Here is a 19,874-nt window from a genome sequence, read left to right as displayed (position 1 = left end):
GTATCGTTAAACTCTAATCGAGAGACCAAGCCTCCATGTTCACGCTTGGCTTCGCCGAGTGTGTCCTATCATAGGGCCTCTGGCCCGTAAATCACTACTATTAAAACCTAAAAAACATGTCTGAATTTTTAAAAGCTAATACAGAAGATGCACCCTACTTTATCACGTTAACAACTGTAGGCTGGATAGACATCTTCACTCGGCAAACGTATTGCCATGAGCTTATCAAAAACTTACAGTTTTGCCAACAGGAACGTGGCTTAGAAATCTATGCGTATGTCATTATGTCAAGTCATATCCACATGATTGTTCGGCGGCAGGTACAACATGGGTTATTGAGTCATCTGCTACGAGACTTCAAAAGTGCGACGGCAAAAAAGCTCATCAAGTTGATTAATGAAAATCCTGAAGAAAGTCGAAAGGGATGGTTGATGCATTTGTTCAAGTATTATGCAAATGTCGAAAAACAAAATAGTGAACTTATGTTCTGGCAAAAGACATCACACCCGATGGAGCTGTTTTCCAGAAAAATGATTGACCAAAAACTCCGCTATATTCATTGGAATCCGGTGAAAGCGGGTATTGTTCTGGAGCCTCATCAATATTTGTTCAGCAGTGCCTGTCCTGAGTCATCATTGGTTGTCTTGGACGCTTATTAATAAGTGAAATACAGGCCAGATACGGGCCAGAGGCCCTGTGATAGAACACACTCGGCGAAGCCAAGCGTGAACGTTGTACGTAGTTAAGCTCTAATTGAATAATCAAGCCCCTTGTTCACGCTTGGCTTCGCCGAGTGTGTTCTATCACAGGGCCTCCGGCCCGTGTAACTAACCTTTCTGCCGCAGCAAAAAATAACCAACTATCCATGCAGTCAAAGCAGTCAGGCCATGAATCCAGGCCGTAATTAACACTGCCGCTGGTGATGTCAGCACAATGATCATATCGCCAACCGGCGTCAACGATCCAATTAAAAACAGAGCAGCGAGGGGTTTGCGCCAACCCGCTATGGTGAACGCTGTGAAAAACAAGCCGGACGTCAGATCGCGAATGCCTTTAATGTAATGAAACGATTCATTCGGTTGGGCGTATAGGAGTCCGAATCCGAGTTCAGCCTGCTCGGGCAGGAGCAAAAAACGTCCGCCAATAAAGATAAGTGCGGCACCGAAGAAATAGCCGATGAGTTTGGCCCAGAGGGGCAGTTTTTCTGTAAGCATCGTTGTATGAATTAGTTAATGACCTCACAAAGGTCCTAGTCCGTACAGACGTGTGCATTCACCTAGGTGAAGATCGACTGGTTGACATACGCCATATTTTGGAAATGTGGCGTATGTCAACCAGTCGATCTTCACCAACAATCAATACTGTTTGCCCGCCCGCTGGGCCCGAATTCGACTGAGTGACTGCGGCTTAATCCCGACATACGAAGCGATAACGTATTGGGGCACTCGCTCCTGCAAATCGGGGAAACTGTGCAGAAACGTATCGTAGCGTTCTTCGGCGGTTTCTTTGTAAAACGAGGTAAGCTTTTGCAACATACCGACGAATAACTCCTCCGCAACCAGCCGCCCAAACTTTTGCCCTTCGTGCAGTCGATCATACAGCCGTTGGAGATTATCGTAACTGATAACCAGCAGCGAGGTATCTTCAATGGCCTGAATGAATCGAGTTGAAGGCGTCTTGGTTAGAAAGCTCTCGTAATTGCAGGTGAACTGCTGCTCGGGCGAGAAATCATACGTATGTTCCTGCCCGTCATCAAGAATATAATAACGCAACAGCCCCTGCGTCACAAACCCAACATGTCGACAAACATCGCCCGCTTGTAGAAAAAAGTCATTAGCCGGTATATGCCGAGGTTCAAACAGCGAAGCAATGATCGACTCTTCCGCCTGAGGAACAGCTATCCAGTGGCGGATAGCTTGCGTTAATACTGTGTAGTCTGTGTTCATAGATTTCTATGGCGTCGATCTGGCGCGAGTATTCACTCGCGCCAGTAATTTACATCCACTCCCAGGCACTTTGGTACGCATCGAGCCCTTCAGAATACGCAATAAAATCAGCGTAAAACGGGAACCCGGCTAACGTAGCACTGTCGCCGACGATGATCAACTTCTTGCGGGCGCGGGTCATGGCTACGTTCATTCGGCGGATGTCGGACAGGAAACCAATTTCGCCTTCGGCATTGCTTCGGGTCATAGAGATGTAGACAATATCCCGTTCCTGTCCCTGAAAACTATCAATGGTATTCACCGAGATTTTATCCCCATAAGCCAGCAAATCAGGAGCGCTCAACAACTGGTCTTTCAGGATATTTATCTGTTGTTTGTAGGGCGAAATGATAGCGATAGTCGGAAAGTCCTGTTTCGAGTAGCGCGTACTAAGGCCTTCTACCAGTTGGGTTAAATGCTTGATCAACAGCGCGGCCTCTTCGGGGTTTGTTGAGCTAGTGCCTTCCAGTTTTTCATCGAAACCACAACCAGCCGTATCCACAAATACCAGGGATGTATCGCCATCGAACAACGAATGGCGGGCCACCGATGCATGTGCTCGTACCTTGTTCTCATAAAATACCTGCGACGAATACCCCATAATGTGCTCGTGCATTCGGTATTGCTCGTCCAGTAGCGTAACCGCTTCGGGGTGAAGGGTCACGCATTTTTCGAGCAGAGTTGTACTCAAGCCTTTCCGGGCCGCTTCGGCCGATTTGATGGTGGGCGACAACTGGCAGTGATCGCCCGCTAACACAACTTTCTGCGCTTTCAGAATGGGAATCCAGCAGGCGGGTTCCAAAGCCTGCCCAGCTTCGTCGATGACAACCGTATGGTAGGTCAGATTCCGAACTGTATAATGATTTGCCCCAACCAATGTTGCCGTAATCACCTGTGCTTTTGCCACCAGATCATCAATAATGTACTGCTCCGAATTACCGACTTCCTTCATAATCCGATGCGCTTCATCGAACAGAGCTTTGCGTTGATCACGTTCGGCTTTGCCAAAATTGCGCTTGTACTTATGCGCCATGTTCTTGAACTCATTGGCCTGCTTTTTCAGTTTCTTGGCCTCCTTCATGTAGGGGTGTTCGCTCATTTTATGATCCAGCGTCAGCGCCATCAATCGTTCCGATACACGAGCCGGATTGCCCACCCGAAGCACGTTTAGCCCTTCGTCGTGCAGCTTTACGCTCAGCAAATCGACGGCGGTATTGCTGGGGGCAACCACTAAAATCTTCTTATGATCCTGCGCAATCAGGGCTTTGATTGCCTGCACCAGCGTTGTGGTCTTGCCCGTACCTGGAGGCCCATGCACGATAGCCAGCTCATTGGCCGACAGTATTTTACCAACTGCCGAAACCTGACTGGGATTCAGTTTTGGTAAATGTAAGATCGGAATTTCGGGATGAAAGGTCGGCGATTTTTCACCGGTCAGAATCGAAATCAGGCGGTTATCAGACTTCTCACCCAGCGTGTTGGCCTGTTTAAGGGCCTCCTCCATTTCGTTGTAGCTGTTATCATCGAACAGCACTTCAACCCCTAGTTTCCCATCCCGCGACCAGTCGGGCAGTTCATCTACCTTCAGAGTTATTTTGAGCCGATTGCCACTCTGGTGCGAAATCGTTCCTTCGACCCGGTCGGTTTTAGGGTCGTGATTACTAAAAAACACGGCGGGCATCCCGAATCGGAGCTGGTGCGGTATATCCTGATGCGTCGTCCGTTCAACTTCTACCGTCAGGTAATCACCCCGGCTCATTTCTGAACCCCGGATAGCGATTGGATACCAGGTTAATCCATTGGCCCGACGTTCGGCAACAGAGGTTGTTTCGGTGAGTTTACGGTATTGAGTACGGTCTTCTTCTCGTTCAACCTTGAGTAAATCAAGCAGATTTTTAAAATAATCCATTCACAAAGGTAGCTACTTCGCGGGACTAGCCTTCCAGTATCCAACACCATCGCAAGAAACTGGCATCCCGATATTTTCTATCAATAAAATTCAAATAGAGCAAATTTTACACTTGCCATCCTCTTCTGTTAGACTGTTCTGCGTTGATTGAAGGGGAAATTACAGTTGTTGTGCTTATACTTGTGTAGAATCTTCCAAAAGCCAGAATACAATCATGAATCGACTTTGTTGTCTGCTACTGATACTCCTATCAGTGTGCTCGTCTGCACAAACGCCAGATTCAACCTGGTTTAGAAATAACTACACGAAAAAGGAGCCAATGCGGGATGGCACGAGGTTGTTCTGCCTGTGAGCAAGTAACCTGTGTAGAGACGCAATCCCTTGCGTCTCCCTGACCGGATGGTTTTTGCTGACGCATGAGGAGACGCAAGGGATTGCGTCTCTACAAAACACCTTCTTCATTATGACCAAACCGCTTCTCTTACTCGCCTGCGCCCTACTAACCAGCCCTATATCTTTCGCGCAAGCTCCACCCGATACCCTAGCCGCCAAAGTCGATAAGCTATTTTCGGAATGGAACGGGACCGGACGCCCTGGCGCGGCTGTGGGTGTTGTGCATGGTGGCAAATTGATTTATGCCAAAGGTTTCGGCGATGCCGACATTGAAACGGGCGCGCCCATTACGCCCACAACGATTTTCCACGTAGCCTCCGTCTCCAAGGAATTTACCGCTTATGGAATTGTACTACTGGCGCAGGAAGGCAAACTGTCTCTCGATGACGATATTCATAAGTACTTACCCGAGGTGCCGGATTTTGGTCAGAAAATCACCATTCGCCACCTGATTCACCACACTAGTGGCCTACGCGATCAGTGGGCTTTGCTGACCATGGCGGGTTGGGGTATGAGCGACGTGATTACCAAAGAGCACATTTTCAACCTCGTTCGGCGACAGAAAGAACTGAATTTCATACCCGGAGCCGAATCATTATACTGCAATACGGGCTATACGCTATTGGCCGAAATTGTGGCGCGTGTCGGTAAACAGCCCTTTCGGGAGTGGATGAAGCAGAAAGTATTCATGCCCCTAGGTATGAAAAATACGCTGTTCTACGACGATGATGAGCGCATCGTAAAAGGCAGGGCCTATTCGTTCCATAGGTCATTTGACATATCGGCAGGTTTCTTTAAGAAAAGCGTACTCAGCTATGCTAACGCCGGAGCGACCAGCTTATTCACAACCGTAGAAGATCTGGCTAAATGGATCAATAATTTCAAGAATCCTACCGTGGGCAATGCGGCTACTATGACACAAATGCTACAGCGTGGCCGATTGACCAATGGCGATTCCATCTCCTATGCGTTTGCGCTGGTACACGGCACCCATAAAGGCGTAGCCTATTACGGTCATAACGGGGCCGATGCTGGTTTCCGATCCAGCATCAGCTATTTCCCGAAAGAAGATTATGGGTTCATCGTGCTAAGCAATCAGGCCGAAGCGAATCCGACCGCCAAAGTACTGGAAATGGCCGACCTGTATCTGGCACCTTATCTACAGAAAACCAAAGAGGCTCCAGCTCCACCCAAACCAGCCACAACGGACACCAAGCCCGATAAAATCGTAAACGCGGACTATATCGGGCGATATTACAGCCCGGAATTAGAAACCATTTACACCATCCGGCAGAAGGGCGATGCGCTCGAACTGGTGCATGTGCATCATGGCGAGGTAGCGCTGAAGCCTGTCGATAAAGACAAATTCTCGACAGGCTGGTGGTTTGCCTCAACGATCGAAACCGTCCGAAATCCCAAAAATACCGTTGCCGGTCTACGTATCTCCAACGGTCGTGTTCGGAACCTGTGGTTGATGCGTTTGCCCGATGGTTTCGATGCAGAAAAGCCGCCCGTGGCGGGAAAATGAGGACGCCTAACCGAGTCGGTACTGTGGTGTCAGGTTCTTCAACCTGACACGTGAGGTTTCTCAAAACCTAACGGTGCGAATAGTAGGTTTTGAGAAACCTCACGTGTCGGTTAGGAGTAACCGACACCACGGCATACCACAGCAGAACGCATCACACTCCATCAACATTACCATCTTTACAACCTGAACTATACATCAATGAACATCCCCCCACTGTACACCCTGAAACGTATTTTCCTCCCTGCCATATGCTGTTGCTGGCTAGCAAGTTCATCCGTTACCGCCCAGCAAAAACCCATTCCCAAACCCGAAGAAACACTCGGGTTTCCGGTAGGCGCTGATTTCCATCTGGCTACCTACGAGCAATCGCTGGCCTATTTTAAGAAACTCGATGAAGCCAGCGATATGGTCAAACTGGTGCATGTGGGCGAAACCTCCGATGGTCGCCCCTGGTATTTTGCCCTGATTTCCTCCAAAAAGAATCTCGATAACATCGACAAATACCGGGCTATTGCGCAACGACTGGCGCACCCAGCCGGACTTACCGACGACGAAGCAAAAAAGCTGTCGATGGAAGGAAAACCACTGGTGCATATCGATGGCGGTTTGCACGCATCCGAAGTGGCAGGGGCACAGCATACTATTTCGCTGGCCTACGACATGCTCAGCAAAGCCGACGATCCCAAGATCAGGAACATTCTGGATAATGTGATTCTGCTACTCTGGCCGTCGCTCAACCCCGATGGGCAAACGATGATTGGCGATTGGTACAAATCAAATGTAGGCACGCCTTTCGAGGTGGCTCCTCCCCCGTTCTTGTACCAGAAATACGTTGGCCATGACAACAACCGCGACGCTTACATGCTCAACATGATCGAGTCGCGGGTGGTGGCGCGTACCTGGCGCGAGTGGGAACCGAATATCATTTTTGTGCATCACCAAACCTCGCCCTTCCCAACACGTATCTGGTTGCCACCCTTTGCCGAACCGATTGCGTCGCAAACACCGCCTATTATTGCTCGCGAAGTGAATATGATTGGTATGGCGATGGCGCAGGCACTGGAAAGCAATGGCCAAAAAGGAGCCACACATATGGGAACGGGTTTCGATGCCTGGTATCCCGGCTACATTGATTACATGCCCGTACTGCAAAACATTCCGGCTTTCTGGACCGAAACAGCTTTATACAACTACGCGACCCCCCATTTTTACACCGTTCGCGATTTCCCACAGGACAAAAAAGAGTTTCGGGTCGAGTCATTGTATTCCAGCCCGTGGCCGGGTGGCTGGTGGCGTATTAGCGATGCGATGGCGTACATGGAAACGGCCTCCCTGGCCACGCTCGATTATGCCGCTAAATACGGCGACGTGCTACTGTACAACCGCTACCAATCGGGACGAAATACGATCAAAAAATACGAACAGGAGCCGCCTTATGCGTACTTCATCCCACAAAAACAACGCGACCCTGCCCGACCGGCCGAGTTACTGCGTCGGTTAGCCTTCCACGGCATTCGTATTGGTCAGCTCACGAAAGATGTTGCGTTTGACGGACGAAATTACGCTAAAGGAACCTGGGTGATACCCATGAATCAGGAGTATGGCGAATTAACCAAACAATTGCTCGATGTGCAGGCGTACCCCGATTTGCGCGAATTTCCCGGCGGCCCACCTGAGCAACCGTATGATGCCGCAGGCTGGACACTTCCCCTGCAATTTGAGCTGAACGTAATCCCAGCCATAACCCCTTTATCTGCCGAGCTGAAAAGCGCCATTCAGCTAGTTAGTGGAACGGGTAAAGACTGGAAAACCGATGACAAGAAAGACGCTACCCCAGCGGATTTTGTAACGGGCATTGGCTTCGATACAAACCCGGTTTCGGCGGGGATTAAAACCCCAGAAGGAAAACTAACAGGTACGGGCGCGGTGGTGTTGGTCAATCCGGCCGAAAATAATGCGTTCAAAGTAATTACCCGATCATTGAAAGCGGGCGCGTCGGTCAAATTTAATAAAGAGAACCAACGGTATGCCATCAGTGGGTTAGCAAGAACAACGCTGGAGCCCTGGATTAAGGACTTAGGCATCACCGCCGAACTCACCACCAACACTGCCGGGGCAACGGTGAAACCCCGCATTGCCATTTACAAACCCTGGACCGCCAGCATGGACGAAGGCTGGTCGCAGTGGATTCTGGAACAGTTCGAATTTCCATTCGCCGTCATCAACAATACCGACGTGCTGGCCAGTGACCTCAGCGACCGCTTCGACGTGATCCTGATGGCGTCCGATCGGCCCCGGAACATCAAAGATGGTTTCGCGAAAGGAGCCGTGCCGCCCGCTTACGAAGGTGGGTTAGGAACTCTGGGGGCTGCGAACCTGGCCAATTTTGTAAGTCAGGGAGGAACGCTCGTCTGCCTGAATGAGAGCAGCGATTACGCCATTGAAGCGCTCCACTTACCCGTGAAAAACGTTGTGGCGGGTGTCAATCCTAAAGACTTCTTCACGGGCGGTTCGATACTGGAAGTAGAAACCGATCCTACCCATCCGGTCATGGCCGGTATGCCTACCCGAGCAGCTGTTTTTGTGGACGATAGTCCCGTTTTTACAACCCTTGAGGGTTTCAAAGGCCAGGCTTTGGCCAAGTTTGCCACGAGTGGTTCGCCCTTGCGGTCAGGTTATTTGCTGGGTGAAAAGTATTTACAAGGCTATGCCGCTTCGCTGGATGTAAAACAGGGCAAGGGGCACGTCATTCTGCATGGTTTCCGACCTCAGTGGCGTGGGCAACCGTTGGGAACCTATCGGGTACTGCTTAATTCAGTGCTGTACGGTGGTGAGATCACCAGAGGCACATACGGAACGCCGGAGTTCTGGAAAGCTCCCGCGGTGGCAGTGAAGCCGTAAGTGAACTGGGTGGCGTTCAGTGTTTCGGGCTGTCGCTCCCAGTCAGAGACTACGCCGAACACCATCCAGCAAATACTCTAATCCATTCAGCTTGATTTCGTACATGGTTTGCAGCAACATGCCCAGCTTGCCAGCCGGAAAACCTTTTTGTACGAACCACTCCAAATACGAAATGGGTAACGACTTGATCAGATGCCCTTTGTACTTGCCAAAGGGCATCTGATAGTAGAGTAATTCTTTTAACAGTTCGGGGTTGCCGTGGGCTGGTTCTATTGCCATGTTTCGTTCTCTTCGCGTTCTCGCTTGGCTACGCCGAGTGAGGACTATTCTTTCAAGGGCCTCTGGCCCGTTTGATACAATTATTGTACTTCTCCGGCCAGAGGCCGTTAAACCAATAGCCCCCACTCGGCGTAGCCAAGCGAGAACAAACCGTCAGAACATCTAATCAACTCACTGCCGATTCCAGCAGTCTTATCGTACCCGCCGTGGCGTCAATTTCGGTGTCGATGCCCAAAGGAACGGTAAATTTATCACGAATGTGGCCAATCATGGCTCCCGAATAAGCTGGTTTGTTTAATGGAATAATATGCTCGGTGAGCACATCATCTAATGTCAGCGAGCCGTAGCCACCGCTTCCGGGGCCACATTCGCTGCATTTACCGAAAACGAATCCCGAAATCTGATCCAGAATACCCACCAGTTTAAGGTGCGTCAACATCCGATCCATACGGTAAACGTCCTCATGCGTGTCTTCAACAAACAAGATCGTGTTTTTCCAATCGGGCAGGTACGACGAACCAACCAGATGACTCAATACGGTTAGGTTGCCCCCTACGAGTCGACCACGGGCGAGACCCGGATGAATCGTGGTGATTCGATTCTCAACCTGCGTCAGGTTATCGCCTTTTTCGGTGGGGTTGCGCATGGTTACCAGTTCGCCTTCGATCAGTACCCGCTTGAACCAGTCAACCGTGTACGCATTGAACGTCGCGGACCCAACAGGCCCATGCATCGTCACCAGGCCAGTTTTGGCATAAATGGCCAGCAGCAAGGCCGTAATATCGCTATAGCCAATCAGGATTTTCGGATTGCGTTGAATCAGGTTGTAGTCAAGAAGAGGGAGCAACCGGGCGCAGCCCCAACCGCCATGAATCGCCATGACGGCCTTGACACTGTTATCGTCGAAGAGCGCATGTAAATCAGAGGCTCGGTCGGCGTCACGTCCGGCGAGGTAGCCGTAGCGGTCGTAGATGTGCGGGCCCAGTTTCGTTTGAAATCCAAGCGCAGCCAGTGACTCCTGCGCAATCTTCACCGTTTCCTGACTGTAGGCTGGTGCTGCCGGACAAAATAGCCCAATCGTATCACCGGGTTTCAAGCGATTAGGCTTTATAAGCGCAGGTGCCGACTGGGTGTCGGTTAACGACAGAAAAGGTGCCAGCGTCGTGGCCTGTAGGAATGAACGACGTGAAGACATCGGCTTTAAAAAGGTTCGTCAGTTGCTGAAAGATAGCGGAAAACAGGCTATCGGTCAAGCGAACAAAGTAGCTTGGCGATCTATCTACCTTTTAGGTTGATAACGAAAGACTTACTTTCAATCTGACTACCAAACCAACCAAACTAGCTATGCTAACCAAAACACATTTACGATTCGTACGCTTCGTTTTCGCTTTCCTGAGTCTGCTTGGGGCATTATCTGCGGTCCAGGCTGCGGCTCCCATGACAACCATCTCGCAACTAACTGCCGACTGGCAGCGTGCCAAAGAGTATACAAAAGAGTATCTGGATGCGATGCCAGAAGATGGCGTAAACTTCAAACCAACTCCCGAAATTCGGAGCTTTGCTGAGCAGATGTTGCACCTGTCGGCAGCTAACTACAATTTTGGTGCATTGGCCAGTAGCAAACCGAATCCGATGCAGGGTAAAAAACTGGAAGAAATGGCTGAGTTTAAAACCAAAGCCGCTCTCACCAAAGCGGTTATGGACAGCTACGATTTCATGATCGACGCCGTAAAAGGAATGACCGATGCGCAACTGGGGGAATCGGTGAAAATGGGACAGCGAGAAATGACAAAAGAAGTCGTTCTGTCGAAAGCCTTTGAACACCAAACCCACCATCGGGGACAATGCACCATCTACATTCGGATGAAAGGCGTTAAGCCACCGCAAGAAAAATTGTTTTAATCACAAAAACGATGAAGGCCCGCTAGTAGCGGGCCTTCATCGTTTTAACGTATAGCGTACCAAGTGTAAAGGGTAGCCGACGAAAACATCCACAACAAAACATCGGTTATTAGCTAACCTGCCTACACTGACAATTTGGTTTGCAGCCAATTGGTTATTTTCCAGTTAATGAGAACACCACCATCACACTGTTATTTCATTGCGCTGAGCCTTTTTGGACTACTGACACAATGCCAGCAAAAAAAGCCCGATGCGCCCAAAGCCGAGGGTTTTGATCCGCCCATTCCACAAACGATGTCGTATGTGGCCGGACCGATTACGTTTCAGTTAACGGAATTACAGGAGAAAATCAATAAGGAACTCGACCCGGTATTGGTGGGTAATCAATCGAAAGACGGCAAAACGAAAGGAATTATTTCCTTCCGTGTCAAACGCCTGGGTCCCGTTCATGTTGAATACGCCGATCAGCAGATAAAACTCTCGGCACCCCTGCAAATGTGGCTCACAAAACCGTTCAGCCGGGACACGACGCCCCCAAAAAATCCTTTTTGTGCGATAAATGTCAATTTCAAAAGTCCACTGAGCGTTACACCCAATTGGCGACTAGCCAGCCGCACAAACTTCACAAATTATACGTGGATTGTTCAACCCAAAGTTCTCGGCTTTTCGCTGACGCAACTGGTTCAGAACCTGCTGGAAAAGCATAAGACGTCAATCGAAATGGCCATTGATTCGGCGGTTTATAAGGAGTTACGACTCGATAAAATGGTGGCTCCCATCTGGCATGATATGCAGACTCCGCTGCTGATTGACAAGGATTACGGTCTGTGGCTAACTCCCCGGCCTATCAGTGTTGCGGCTGGTCCGGTGAGTGGCGATGGGAAACAATTAACCACGCCTGTTCGGATTGCGTTGGAAACGAAAACCGAACTAAAACCCAAGTCGCCGGTACACGCGCGGACACCGTTACCATTGTTACAAAAGCGAGACGAAGTTTCACAACTATCGGATTTGCACCTCATGAGTTTTATCCCCTACGCCGACATTAACCGGATGCTGGACCTGACCGTTCGGAACAAGAAACTGGCACTGGGCAGCCTGACGATAAAGCATATATCGGTCTATGGAGGGCAACATTCCCTGATCGTGAAAGCTGATCTGGATGGACTTATGGACGGAACCGTTTATTTACGCGGTAAACCTACTTTTGACACCTTAACCAATACCCTAAAAATCAACAATTTAGATTTCGATGCAGCATCGGGGAATATCCTATCAAAAAGCACAGGAGCGGTATGGCACGATGGGTTACGCAAATTACTGGAAAAGTTGCTGATCATCCGTTTAGGCGATGACATTGCCAAGTTGCCTCAGACAATCAACAAGGCTTTTGAGAAAGGAGGAGCTGGCAAGAAGACGGATCTAGGTATAAAATCTTTTCGGTTCACACCCCAGAAAATAGCGATTCGGCCCGATGGCATTCAGGCATTGATTAACGTAGAATCAAAAGTCTTATTGAAGGTAAATCAGTTATAAACGTTGCTCGAACGCTGGCGCGAGCCAATGCTCGTGCCAGCGAAAACCAAACACAACATGATTGTTCTGATCAGTATACTAGTATTGATAATTGGCTGGTTTGGCTGGCAGTATCTACAACGGAAGCAGGTAGATGAACAACCTTTACTGACCAACTATCCGCAATTATTACAAGCGCATGTATCCTATTATCAGGATTTGAGTGCGGAAAGAAAAAAGGTATTTGAGGATCGGGTCAATCAGTTTCTGAACCATATCAAAATTGAAGGAGTAGGTACAACGGTCAATGATCTCGATAAAGTTTTAGTAGCCAGTAGTGCCATCATCCCTATCTTCGGCTTCGACGACTGGTATTACCCACTAACGAATGTGCTGCTCTACGAAGGTAGCTTCAACGCCGATTACCAGACTACCGGAGAGGGCCGAAATATTCTGGGTATGGTCGGCGAAGGTGGTGCCTTGCAAAGTACAATGGTGCTATCGAAACCAGCATTGCACGAGGGTTTTGCTAACGAAAGCAGCAAAGGCAATACAGGTATCCATGAATTTGTGCATCTGCTCGATAAAGTTGATGGTGCCACGGATGGCTTACCGGAATACCTCCTGCCAAAAGACCACATTAAACCGTGGCTGCAACTGATTCATAAAAGCATCAACGACATCAAAGCCAACCACTCGGATATCAACCCCTACGGCATCACCAACGAAGCGGAGTTCTTCGCCGTCGTATCCGAGTATTTCTTCAAACGTCCTGATTTATTACAGGAAAAACACCCGGAACTGTTCGCAAGGCTGGAAGAGATTTTCCGACAGAATCCGCTGGAGAATTAAGGGACTGGCGCGAGCATGTGCCACCCAGGCGACTCACGTTCTCGCTTGGCTTCGCCGAGTGAGAACTATATTTTTAACGGCCTCCGGCCGGTGAATCGCAAGTTTGGTCAGAAACGGGCCAGAGGCCCTTGAAAGAATAGTCCTCACTCGGCTAAGCCAAGCGAGAACGTGAAGCCTGCACCAGTATTCACTGGTGAAAATGAAAAGGAACAAGCCAATGCTCGCGCTAGTTCACGACTCTACTGCTTCTCCAGCTTTTTCAACTCGTTCTGGATGTACGCTTTCGATAACCAGTTCGTTCCCATCATCACCCCTTCAATATTTTTGGTTTGTGTGATGTCTGTCAACGGGTTGCCACTCAACAGCACCATGTCCGACACGTTGCCGGTTTTGATCGTGCCCCAATCTGGTTTGTTGAAATACGATGCCACATTGACTGTCCCCGTACGCAGGACTTCGTAGGGGGTCAATCCCGCATCGACCATGTAGTTCATTTCGTGGTGAATCGAGAAGCCCGGCACGTTGAAGATTTGGGGGGCATCGGAGCCTAACAACAGGTCAACGCCGTTTTTCTGGCATTCGTAAATCAGCTTCCGGCGAATCTGAATGAGCTTTTCGGCGTGTTCTTTCGAGAAATTCGGATTAGCGAGATAGCCCTTCTTCGTATCTACCCAGCCTTTAAGCTGCTCCGGCTTCATGTATTTCATTTCAGGGTCATTGGAAAACGCATCAGCTGAAAGCGGAGAAAGCCAGCGCTCGGCCAGTGATTGCGTAGGTACCACCCGAATATGCTTTTCGCGCAAGCCTTTTACTAGTTTCGGAATCTGAGACGCATCGGCCCGGTAGGCAATCCAGGACGCGAACAAACCGGTTTCGGGTTCGGCTAATGTATCAGAGCGGGGTACAACCGCTTCGACAAACCCATCCAGGTGATCAATAGACGAATAACCTGCGTCGATAGCGCGCCAAACACCGACATTAAAGGAAACGTGGCCAACAAACGGAATGCCGACTTCGTGGGCAGTTTTAGCAATAGCCGGGAATGTTTCTTTGGTGAGGCCGGGATGCAGTTTCAGAAAATCATAACCGGCGGCTTTTTGTTCACGCACCATTTCGGCACCCCGATCCGCCGATTTGACGGTTTGTCCGTTGAACGAAGGACCGGTTGTATAAAAATGAGGTCCGAGAATTTCACCGCTATTGATTTTACTTCGTAACTCCAGATGCTTTGGGTGCCCCAGCATGCCCCGAATGGTCGTGATACCATTGGACAGATACAGCATTAGGACCTCTTTCATGGGTTGTATATCATCAATAGGTGGCACGTGAGCGTGGATTTCGGCCCAACCGGGCGTGAGGTATTTGCCTTTTGCGTCAATCACCAGCGCGTCTTTGCTGAATTTCACACTTCCCTCATTGCCCATTGCCGTTATTCGGCCATTGCGCACCACCACCGTCTGGTTGTCGATAACGCGCTCCCGATCCATGGGTATAACGTTGACTGATTTGAACACAATATCGCGCTGACCGTTGCTGGTTAATTCCTGTGCGAGTAGCAGCGTGCGGGGTGCCAAGAGCAGGGTGATGAGCAGAAGGGCGAGTAGGTATTTCATAAGGGAAATGAGTTCATGGTTAGAGACCAGCAAATTGACTAAGTCGTTGAACCTATTCGGGTTGGTTCTGATTTTGACTAATAGCCATCAGCTCGGTAAATTTATTCAATTCAGCACGAATAACCGACGAGTGTTAGCTTCCTGCAAAACGATCTACTCTATGAAAATCAACGCAATTATAACGGGTGCCACCGGCATGGTCGGCGAAGGTGTCTTGATGGAATGCCTGCAACATCCAGATGTGGAACAGGTGCTGGTGATCAACCGAAAACCGGGTGGCGTATCGCATCCCAAACTGAAAGAAATTATCCACAAGGACTTCTTCAATCTGAAACCCATCGAGAGTCAACTGAGTGGTTATGATGCCTGCTTTTTCTGTCTGGGGGTATCGTCCGTCGGCATGAAGGATGAAGAATACAAGCACATGACCTACGATCTGACGATGAACTTTGCCAATCTTCTGGCAAAACTCAACCCTGATCTGACCTTCGAGTATGTATCGGGTGGTGGCACCGATAGTACGGAGAAAGGCCGTCTGGCGTGGGCGCGGGTAAAAGGGGCCACCGAAAATGCGCTGATGCGACTATTCAAAAACGCATATATGATGCGTCCGGGATTCATGAAAGCCACGCCCGGACAGAAAAACGTGAAGAGTTATTATAAATACCTGGACTGGCTATATCCCATTGGTCGGGCGCTTTACCCATCTGGTTTTTCAACCTTACAGGAACTGGCACTGGCCATGATCAAATCGGCGACGATTGGGTACGAAAAGCAAATTCTGGAGGTGAAGGACATTGTGGCCTTGGCGAAACGATAATATTTAAATAACCACAGAGGCACAGAGAACACAGAGAAAAATTAAACTCTTTTTTTCTCTGTGTTCTCTGTGCCTCTGTGGTTAAATCATTTATTTGGCCACCGGCGCAGGCCGATTTTGCACTTCTCTTACCTCAACGGTGGCATCATAATCGAGGGTCGGGCAGGCTTTGGCCATTTCTACGGCATCATCCAGATTAGCCGCCAGCACGCGAATGACACTGGACATTCGAAAATCGGCATCGGCCATAAACCCCTGACTAATGGTTCGCTCCGCTCCCGAAACCACAAATCCCGGCTGGGTAATCAGACTACTTCCGACAAAAATTCCCTGCTCTGTCCAGCGCTGAATCAGGTTGCCCCAATTTTCGGTATTAAGCGTTTGTTGCTCCGGTGTTAAGGTCTTCCCTATCCCGAATCGTATCAAAAAAACATACTCGTTCATGCTCGTTCTCGTTTTGTTTACGGCCTGGTTGGCTGATACAAAACTAGATGCATGAGCAAGCTGAGAATTGTAAAAAATCACTGACTTACATATAGAACCGCACCGGCGGACCGGCTGATTTTTATGATTCAAAAGATAAGTTATGATTTTATAAATAATTCGTAACAAAGCTATCTTATGACCGAAAGAAAATCGTAATCAATCATAACAATCAGCGTCATCTGCGTTCCTTTTCACCAATATCCTCCCGATTGAAAGAAAAGGTGAGGCACTTGCCCAGTAAACGTCCTGAAGTCTTTTATGAAATGAGCCTGATCAAAATAACCTGCCTGATGGGCGGTTTCGGTAAGACTCTGTGCCGGCGAATACTGATTGATCACCGATCGTAGTCGTACGATTCTCGAAAACTGTTTTGGTGAGGTGCCTACCATTCGTCGAAACCGTTTCTCGAAAGGGTCCTGACTAATGGGCAGATCGGCCAGCAATTCATGGATACGAACTGTGCCTTTAGAAAGCTGGATATGTTGAATAGCCTTTCTTATCAGCAGATCGGTTGACGTTTCGTGAAGTCTTGACAACAGAAACTGTTCTACGATCGTAACTCGCTGTTGGTTGCTATTAGCTTCAGCCAACCGCTCCTCCAGCTTGCTTACAGTCCGACGCGGAATAAGCTCATCCAGTGCGGCACTAAGGCCAAACAATTCGTGCAAGGATTCTTTAAACAAGGCCGACGCGCCCCCTTCGTTGAAAATGACCAATAGTGTCGCTGTTTGTTGGGCATAGTCGACCAGGCGCAATGAGTTTCGTAAACCCGTTATCACCGCTGTTGGCATCGGTGCTTTACCTGTTCCTTCCGCATATCGAACGTTTCCTTTGTATCTAAACGCCATGACAATAGACGTGCCGGGCAATAATTTATTGACCATCCCCTGTTCACTCTCAATGATCATGAACGTCTTGACAAATGGTCGCAGACGATCAACGGGTAGAAATCGCTCTGTGTTCATTTCCGTGTTTTAAGCGTTCGGAGTTCACTCAATCACCGAGACAATAACGTAATTGTCGTTCCGGGTAATTCCATACAATACCTGTTTGTTTTTGATGCTTCGGTCAATGGCAAACGCCTGCCCTTCGCTGACGGTCGGAATGGTTTTCACATATTGCAGGGTATGTCCTCGCTCAGGAAGTTTCAGTGCATACAGCTCGGGTTTATCGTGGCCGGTGCAATAAATAAGTCCATCGGTTCCCCAGGTCCCGCCCGATGTGCTATAAGGCGCAAAGGCTTGCAGCACATTCGCCGGAAACGCCCAGGATTCGAGTTGCTGCCAATTCTCACTGAATTTAACGAGTGTGGTCCAGCGATTATCACGCCCTTCGGCCATCGACTTGTTTGAGTAATTGGCAAAGGCTACCCACCAATAACCCTCATGAAAATCGGCCCAGGTCATAGAGCCCGGAAACAGCCCAAAACTATGACTCCCAATGTGTCGCAGCGTCCGTGTATCGAAAATTTCGATCGAACTCGCCATGGGTACATCGGGGTAATTCGAGTGGGTGCAGTAGAGTTTCTGCCCAATCACAACCCCACTGTTCATGTGTTTCAGCAGCCGCGTCGTGTCGCTCCAGGCCGCTACCTGCTTTCCATCGATCTTCGTATGTTTCGTCAGCGAATGGTTGTTGATAACATAAAAATGTGTCTGATCGACCGCGACACCTTGCTGTACCTGGGCTAGTTGAAACCGACGGATTTCGGTCGCCTTCTGGGCCATACTTGCTATTGAACTAGTTAGATATAGCAATAAAATGGCTATTCTGAGTAATAGATGAAACTGCATTGTTTTTTTGACAGGATTAACAGGATTTTACAGCCGGGCCGACGTTTCAGATTATTTAGTCGTAATTAGGCACTACATCTTGTAAATCCTGTTAATCCTGTCAAAAAAATTAAGCCATTGTGTCGAAACCGCTTCCCATTCTCTACCAGTCTGCCGATTTAGTCGCGATCAATAAACCGCACGGACTGTTGGTTCACCGGTCCATGATTGCCAGCGATGCCAGCGAGTTTGCCGTACAGATTCTCCGCGATCAGTTGGGCCAGCGCGTGTATCCCGTTCACCGACTGGATCGCAAAACGGGGGGCGTGTTACTCTTTGCGCTAACCGAATCCATGAATTCCATCATGCAGCAGCAGTTTATGGGTGCACTGGTAGACAAAAAATACATCGCCATCGTACGCGGCTATACACCCGATGAACAAACCATCGATTATCCACTTCGAAATGATGAAACGGGCGTATCTCAGGAGGCAGTAACCCACCTAAAAACGCTTCGACAAACCGAAATCCCCCTACCCTTCGGGAAACACCCTACCTCCCGCTATTCGCTGGTGGAGCTAACCCCTGCTACCGGACGAATGCACCAGTTGCGCAAGCACATGGCCCACATCCTCCACCCCATCATCGGCGACCGGCCCCACGGCTGCAACAAACAAAACAAGTTATTCAAGGAGCATTTCGAGATGAACACCATGCTGTTGCACGCCCAGCAAATTGAGTTTGTGCATCCTGTCACGTCAGAAGTGATTACGATAACAGCGCCGTTTCAGGCGGAGTTTGAGCGGATGCTGGGGGCGTTGTTTGGGAAAATGTAAATGGTATAAATCAAGACTTACTGGACAAGGCGTTTTTACTTAGCAAACCGTTTGATGACTGATACCGTCAAAGCAAGTCTTGTATAATTCGTTGATGGATTAAACTGCTCGAACAAAAAAAGCCGCTCATGAGCGGCTTTAATTTAGCGATAAGTAATTGATTACCTTTATAGTAACTCCGAAAACTTATGAACCTTTTTTTGTTCTATCTGAGCAACAATTTCAGGCAGTTCTTGGGAGTTGACACATTTAAAAGGAAGTGATGGATTGTCATTTACCAGTTCATATAACTCGTGTCTTTCCTTGTTTTTACCCTCATAGGGGTCAACGGCTAAGTAATAGTGAGGTTTACCGGTAATACGCTTTTGAGCAGCAAACTCATCAAGGCGTTTGATCAAACTTTCATACTCACTAACTTCTCGTTGAAGTGTATCTATTTGGTGATTGGCATTCAGATCAAGAGCCTTGAGCGCATACATTGACCCATTGACGCCAATACCTTCGAGATGGTAATTGAAATACAGCGACGGCAATTGTTTCTTGTGCAGCGTATAATCGACATCAATTTTACCACGCAACGGTTTATAAAAATCAGTTTCAATTCGCATCCGTAGACGGGATGAAGGTGATTCTTTTTCCTTTTGAGCGGGGTTTATGTTGAATTCTATAAACTTGGCAAAATATCGATCGAAAAGCTCAATAATGTTAGTTGATTCGATATAGGCAGGCTTCGTAAACTGAAGCATACCATTGTTGTAATTTGCCAGTCTGTCCAGAAACTTCTGTTCTATACGAATTGGAAATTGCATAATTTGACCAGACTGATCGGCCAAATCCTGTTCAAAGAAGCGGTAGATTTGGCTGAGCGAAAAATGGAGCAATTTTACACAGCCGGGGTTCAATTTTTTAGCAAAATCAACTTTAGCCTCCGAAATACGTACCATTGCTCTCATTTCCGATCCGGGCCGCCGGGCGGTAGTTTCGGCGATCTGATCTGAGGTGAGCACAACCAGGCCAAGAGCGATACTCTCATCGCTCAACGGGTTGTTGACAAAACGTAATATGCTATAGTAGCTTGCCATA

18 protein-coding genes are annotated in these 19,874 nt (G+C 48.7%); 8 read left to right on the top strand and 10 right to left on the bottom strand.

Features of this window, described 5'->3' with window-relative positions:
- Positions 1-116 precede the first annotated feature (116 nt).
- Positions 117-659 (top strand): transposase, encoded by a 543-nt coding sequence (locus EXU85_RS06895; protein WP_142771371.1) that lies wholly within the window; start codon positions 117-119, stop codon positions 657-659.
- Positions 660-827: 168 nt separating this feature from the next.
- Here EXU85_RS06895 and EXU85_RS06890 read toward each other — a convergent pair whose 3' ends face one another.
- From EXU85_RS06890 to EXU85_RS06880, 3 genes are all read right to left on the bottom strand, one after another.
- A complete protein-coding gene (locus tag EXU85_RS06890; RefSeq protein WP_142771370.1) occupies positions 828-1,214 on the bottom strand; it encodes a DUF4267 domain-containing protein in 387 nt (128 codons plus the stop codon).
- 141 nt (positions 1,215-1,355) lie between these two features.
- Complete coding sequence (locus EXU85_RS06885; RefSeq protein ID WP_142771369.1) at positions 1,356-1,946, bottom strand: Crp/Fnr family transcriptional regulator; 591 nt, start codon at positions 1,944-1,946, stop codon at positions 1,356-1,358.
- A gap of 49 nt (positions 1,947-1,995) precedes the next feature.
- Positions 1,996-3,894 (bottom strand): AAA domain-containing protein, encoded by a 1,899-nt coding sequence (locus tag EXU85_RS06880; RefSeq protein WP_142771368.1) that lies wholly within the window; start codon positions 3,892-3,894, stop codon positions 1,996-1,998.
- A 463-nt stretch (positions 3,895-4,357) separates the two neighbouring features.
- Between EXU85_RS06880 and EXU85_RS06875 the strand changes: the two genes are divergently transcribed.
- Together EXU85_RS06875 and EXU85_RS06870 are read left to right on the top strand one after the other, a co-directional pair.
- Positions 4,358-5,815 (top strand): serine hydrolase, encoded by a 1,458-nt coding sequence (locus EXU85_RS06875; RefSeq protein WP_142771367.1) that lies wholly within the window; start codon positions 4,358-4,360, stop codon positions 5,813-5,815.
- Positions 5,816-6,013: 198 nt separating this feature from the next.
- On the top strand, positions 6,014-8,716 hold the full coding sequence (locus EXU85_RS06870; RefSeq protein ID WP_142771366.1) for a M14 metallopeptidase family protein: 2,703 nt from the start codon (positions 6,014-6,016) through the stop codon (positions 8,714-8,716).
- Between the two features lie 42 nt (positions 8,717-8,758).
- On the opposite strand, the gene EXU85_RS06865 is transcribed toward EXU85_RS06870, so the two are convergent.
- Together EXU85_RS06865 and EXU85_RS06860 are read right to left on the bottom strand one after the other, a co-directional pair.
- Complete coding sequence (locus EXU85_RS06865; RefSeq protein WP_142771365.1) at positions 8,759-8,995, bottom strand: DUF3820 family protein; 237 nt, start codon at positions 8,993-8,995, stop codon at positions 8,759-8,761.
- 166 nt (positions 8,996-9,161) lie between these two features.
- Positions 9,162-10,190: an LD-carboxypeptidase gene (locus EXU85_RS06860; RefSeq protein ID WP_142771364.1), complete on the bottom strand. Its 1,029-nt coding sequence runs from the start codon at positions 10,188-10,190 to the stop codon at positions 9,162-9,164.
- Between the two features lie 149 nt (positions 10,191-10,339).
- Here EXU85_RS06860 and EXU85_RS06855 point away from each other — a divergent pair, with 149 nt between their 5' ends.
- The 3 genes from EXU85_RS06855 to EXU85_RS06845 all read left to right on the top strand — a co-directional run bounded on the left by EXU85_RS06855 (position 10,340) and on the right by EXU85_RS06845 (position 13,264).
- On the top strand, positions 10,340-10,897 hold the full coding sequence (locus tag EXU85_RS06855; RefSeq protein WP_142771363.1) for a DinB family protein: 558 nt from the start codon (positions 10,340-10,342) through the stop codon (positions 10,895-10,897).
- Positions 10,898-11,065: 168 nt separating this feature from the next.
- Positions 11,066-12,433, top strand: a complete 1,368-nt coding sequence (locus tag EXU85_RS06850; protein WP_142771362.1) for a DUF4403 family protein — start codon at positions 11,066-11,068, stop codon at positions 12,431-12,433.
- Between the two features lie 57 nt (positions 12,434-12,490).
- Complete coding sequence (locus EXU85_RS06845; protein ID WP_142771361.1) at positions 12,491-13,264, top strand: zinc-dependent peptidase; 774 nt, start codon at positions 12,491-12,493, stop codon at positions 13,262-13,264.
- Positions 13,265-13,503: 239 nt separating this feature from the next.
- Here EXU85_RS06845 and EXU85_RS06840 read toward each other — a convergent pair whose 3' ends face one another.
- The gene (locus EXU85_RS06840) at positions 13,504-14,877 is read right to left on the bottom strand and encodes an amidohydrolase family protein (protein ID WP_142771360.1); all 1,374 of its coding nucleotides are present in this window, start codon (positions 14,875-14,877) and stop codon (positions 13,504-13,506) included.
- 160 nt (positions 14,878-15,037) lie between these two features.
- Here EXU85_RS06840 and EXU85_RS06835 point away from each other — a divergent pair, with 160 nt between their 5' ends.
- Positions 15,038-15,697 (top strand): epimerase, encoded by a 660-nt coding sequence (locus EXU85_RS06835; RefSeq protein WP_142771359.1) that lies wholly within the window; start codon positions 15,038-15,040, stop codon positions 15,695-15,697.
- Between the two features lie 90 nt (positions 15,698-15,787).
- Here EXU85_RS06835 and EXU85_RS06830 read toward each other — a convergent pair whose 3' ends face one another.
- The 3 genes from EXU85_RS06830 to EXU85_RS06820 all read right to left on the bottom strand — a co-directional run bounded on the left by EXU85_RS06830 (position 15,788) and on the right by EXU85_RS06820 (position 17,910).
- Positions 15,788-16,141, bottom strand: coding sequence for a hypothetical protein (locus EXU85_RS06830; RefSeq protein ID WP_142771358.1), 354 nt, complete (start codon positions 16,139-16,141; stop codon positions 15,788-15,790).
- Between the two features lie 233 nt (positions 16,142-16,374).
- Positions 16,375-17,148 (bottom strand): helix-turn-helix domain-containing protein, encoded by a 774-nt coding sequence (locus tag EXU85_RS06825; protein ID WP_142771357.1) that lies wholly within the window; start codon positions 17,146-17,148, stop codon positions 16,375-16,377.
- Between the two features lie 24 nt (positions 17,149-17,172).
- On the bottom strand, positions 17,173-17,910 hold the full coding sequence (locus tag EXU85_RS06820; protein ID WP_246859451.1) for a hypothetical protein: 738 nt from the start codon (positions 17,908-17,910) through the stop codon (positions 17,173-17,175).
- Between the two features lie 182 nt (positions 17,911-18,092).
- Here EXU85_RS06820 and EXU85_RS06815 point away from each other — a divergent pair, with 182 nt between their 5' ends.
- On the top strand, positions 18,093-18,791 hold the full coding sequence (locus tag EXU85_RS06815) for a pseudouridine synthase (RefSeq protein WP_210422484.1): 699 nt from the start codon (positions 18,093-18,095) through the stop codon (positions 18,789-18,791).
- A 167-nt stretch (positions 18,792-18,958) separates the two neighbouring features.
- Here EXU85_RS06815 and EXU85_RS06810 read toward each other — a convergent pair whose 3' ends face one another.
- Positions 18,959-19,873 (bottom strand): hypothetical protein, encoded by a 915-nt coding sequence (locus tag EXU85_RS06810; protein WP_142771354.1) that lies wholly within the window; start codon positions 19,871-19,873, stop codon positions 18,959-18,961.
- Between the last annotated feature and the right edge of the window lies 1 nt (position 19,874).

This window comes from Spirosoma sp. KCTC 42546 (genome assembly GCF_006965485.1).
Classification (GTDB): domain Bacteria; phylum Bacteroidota; class Bacteroidia; order Cytophagales; family Spirosomataceae; genus Spirosoma.
This window is presented reverse-complemented; position numbering and strand designations above follow the sequence as displayed.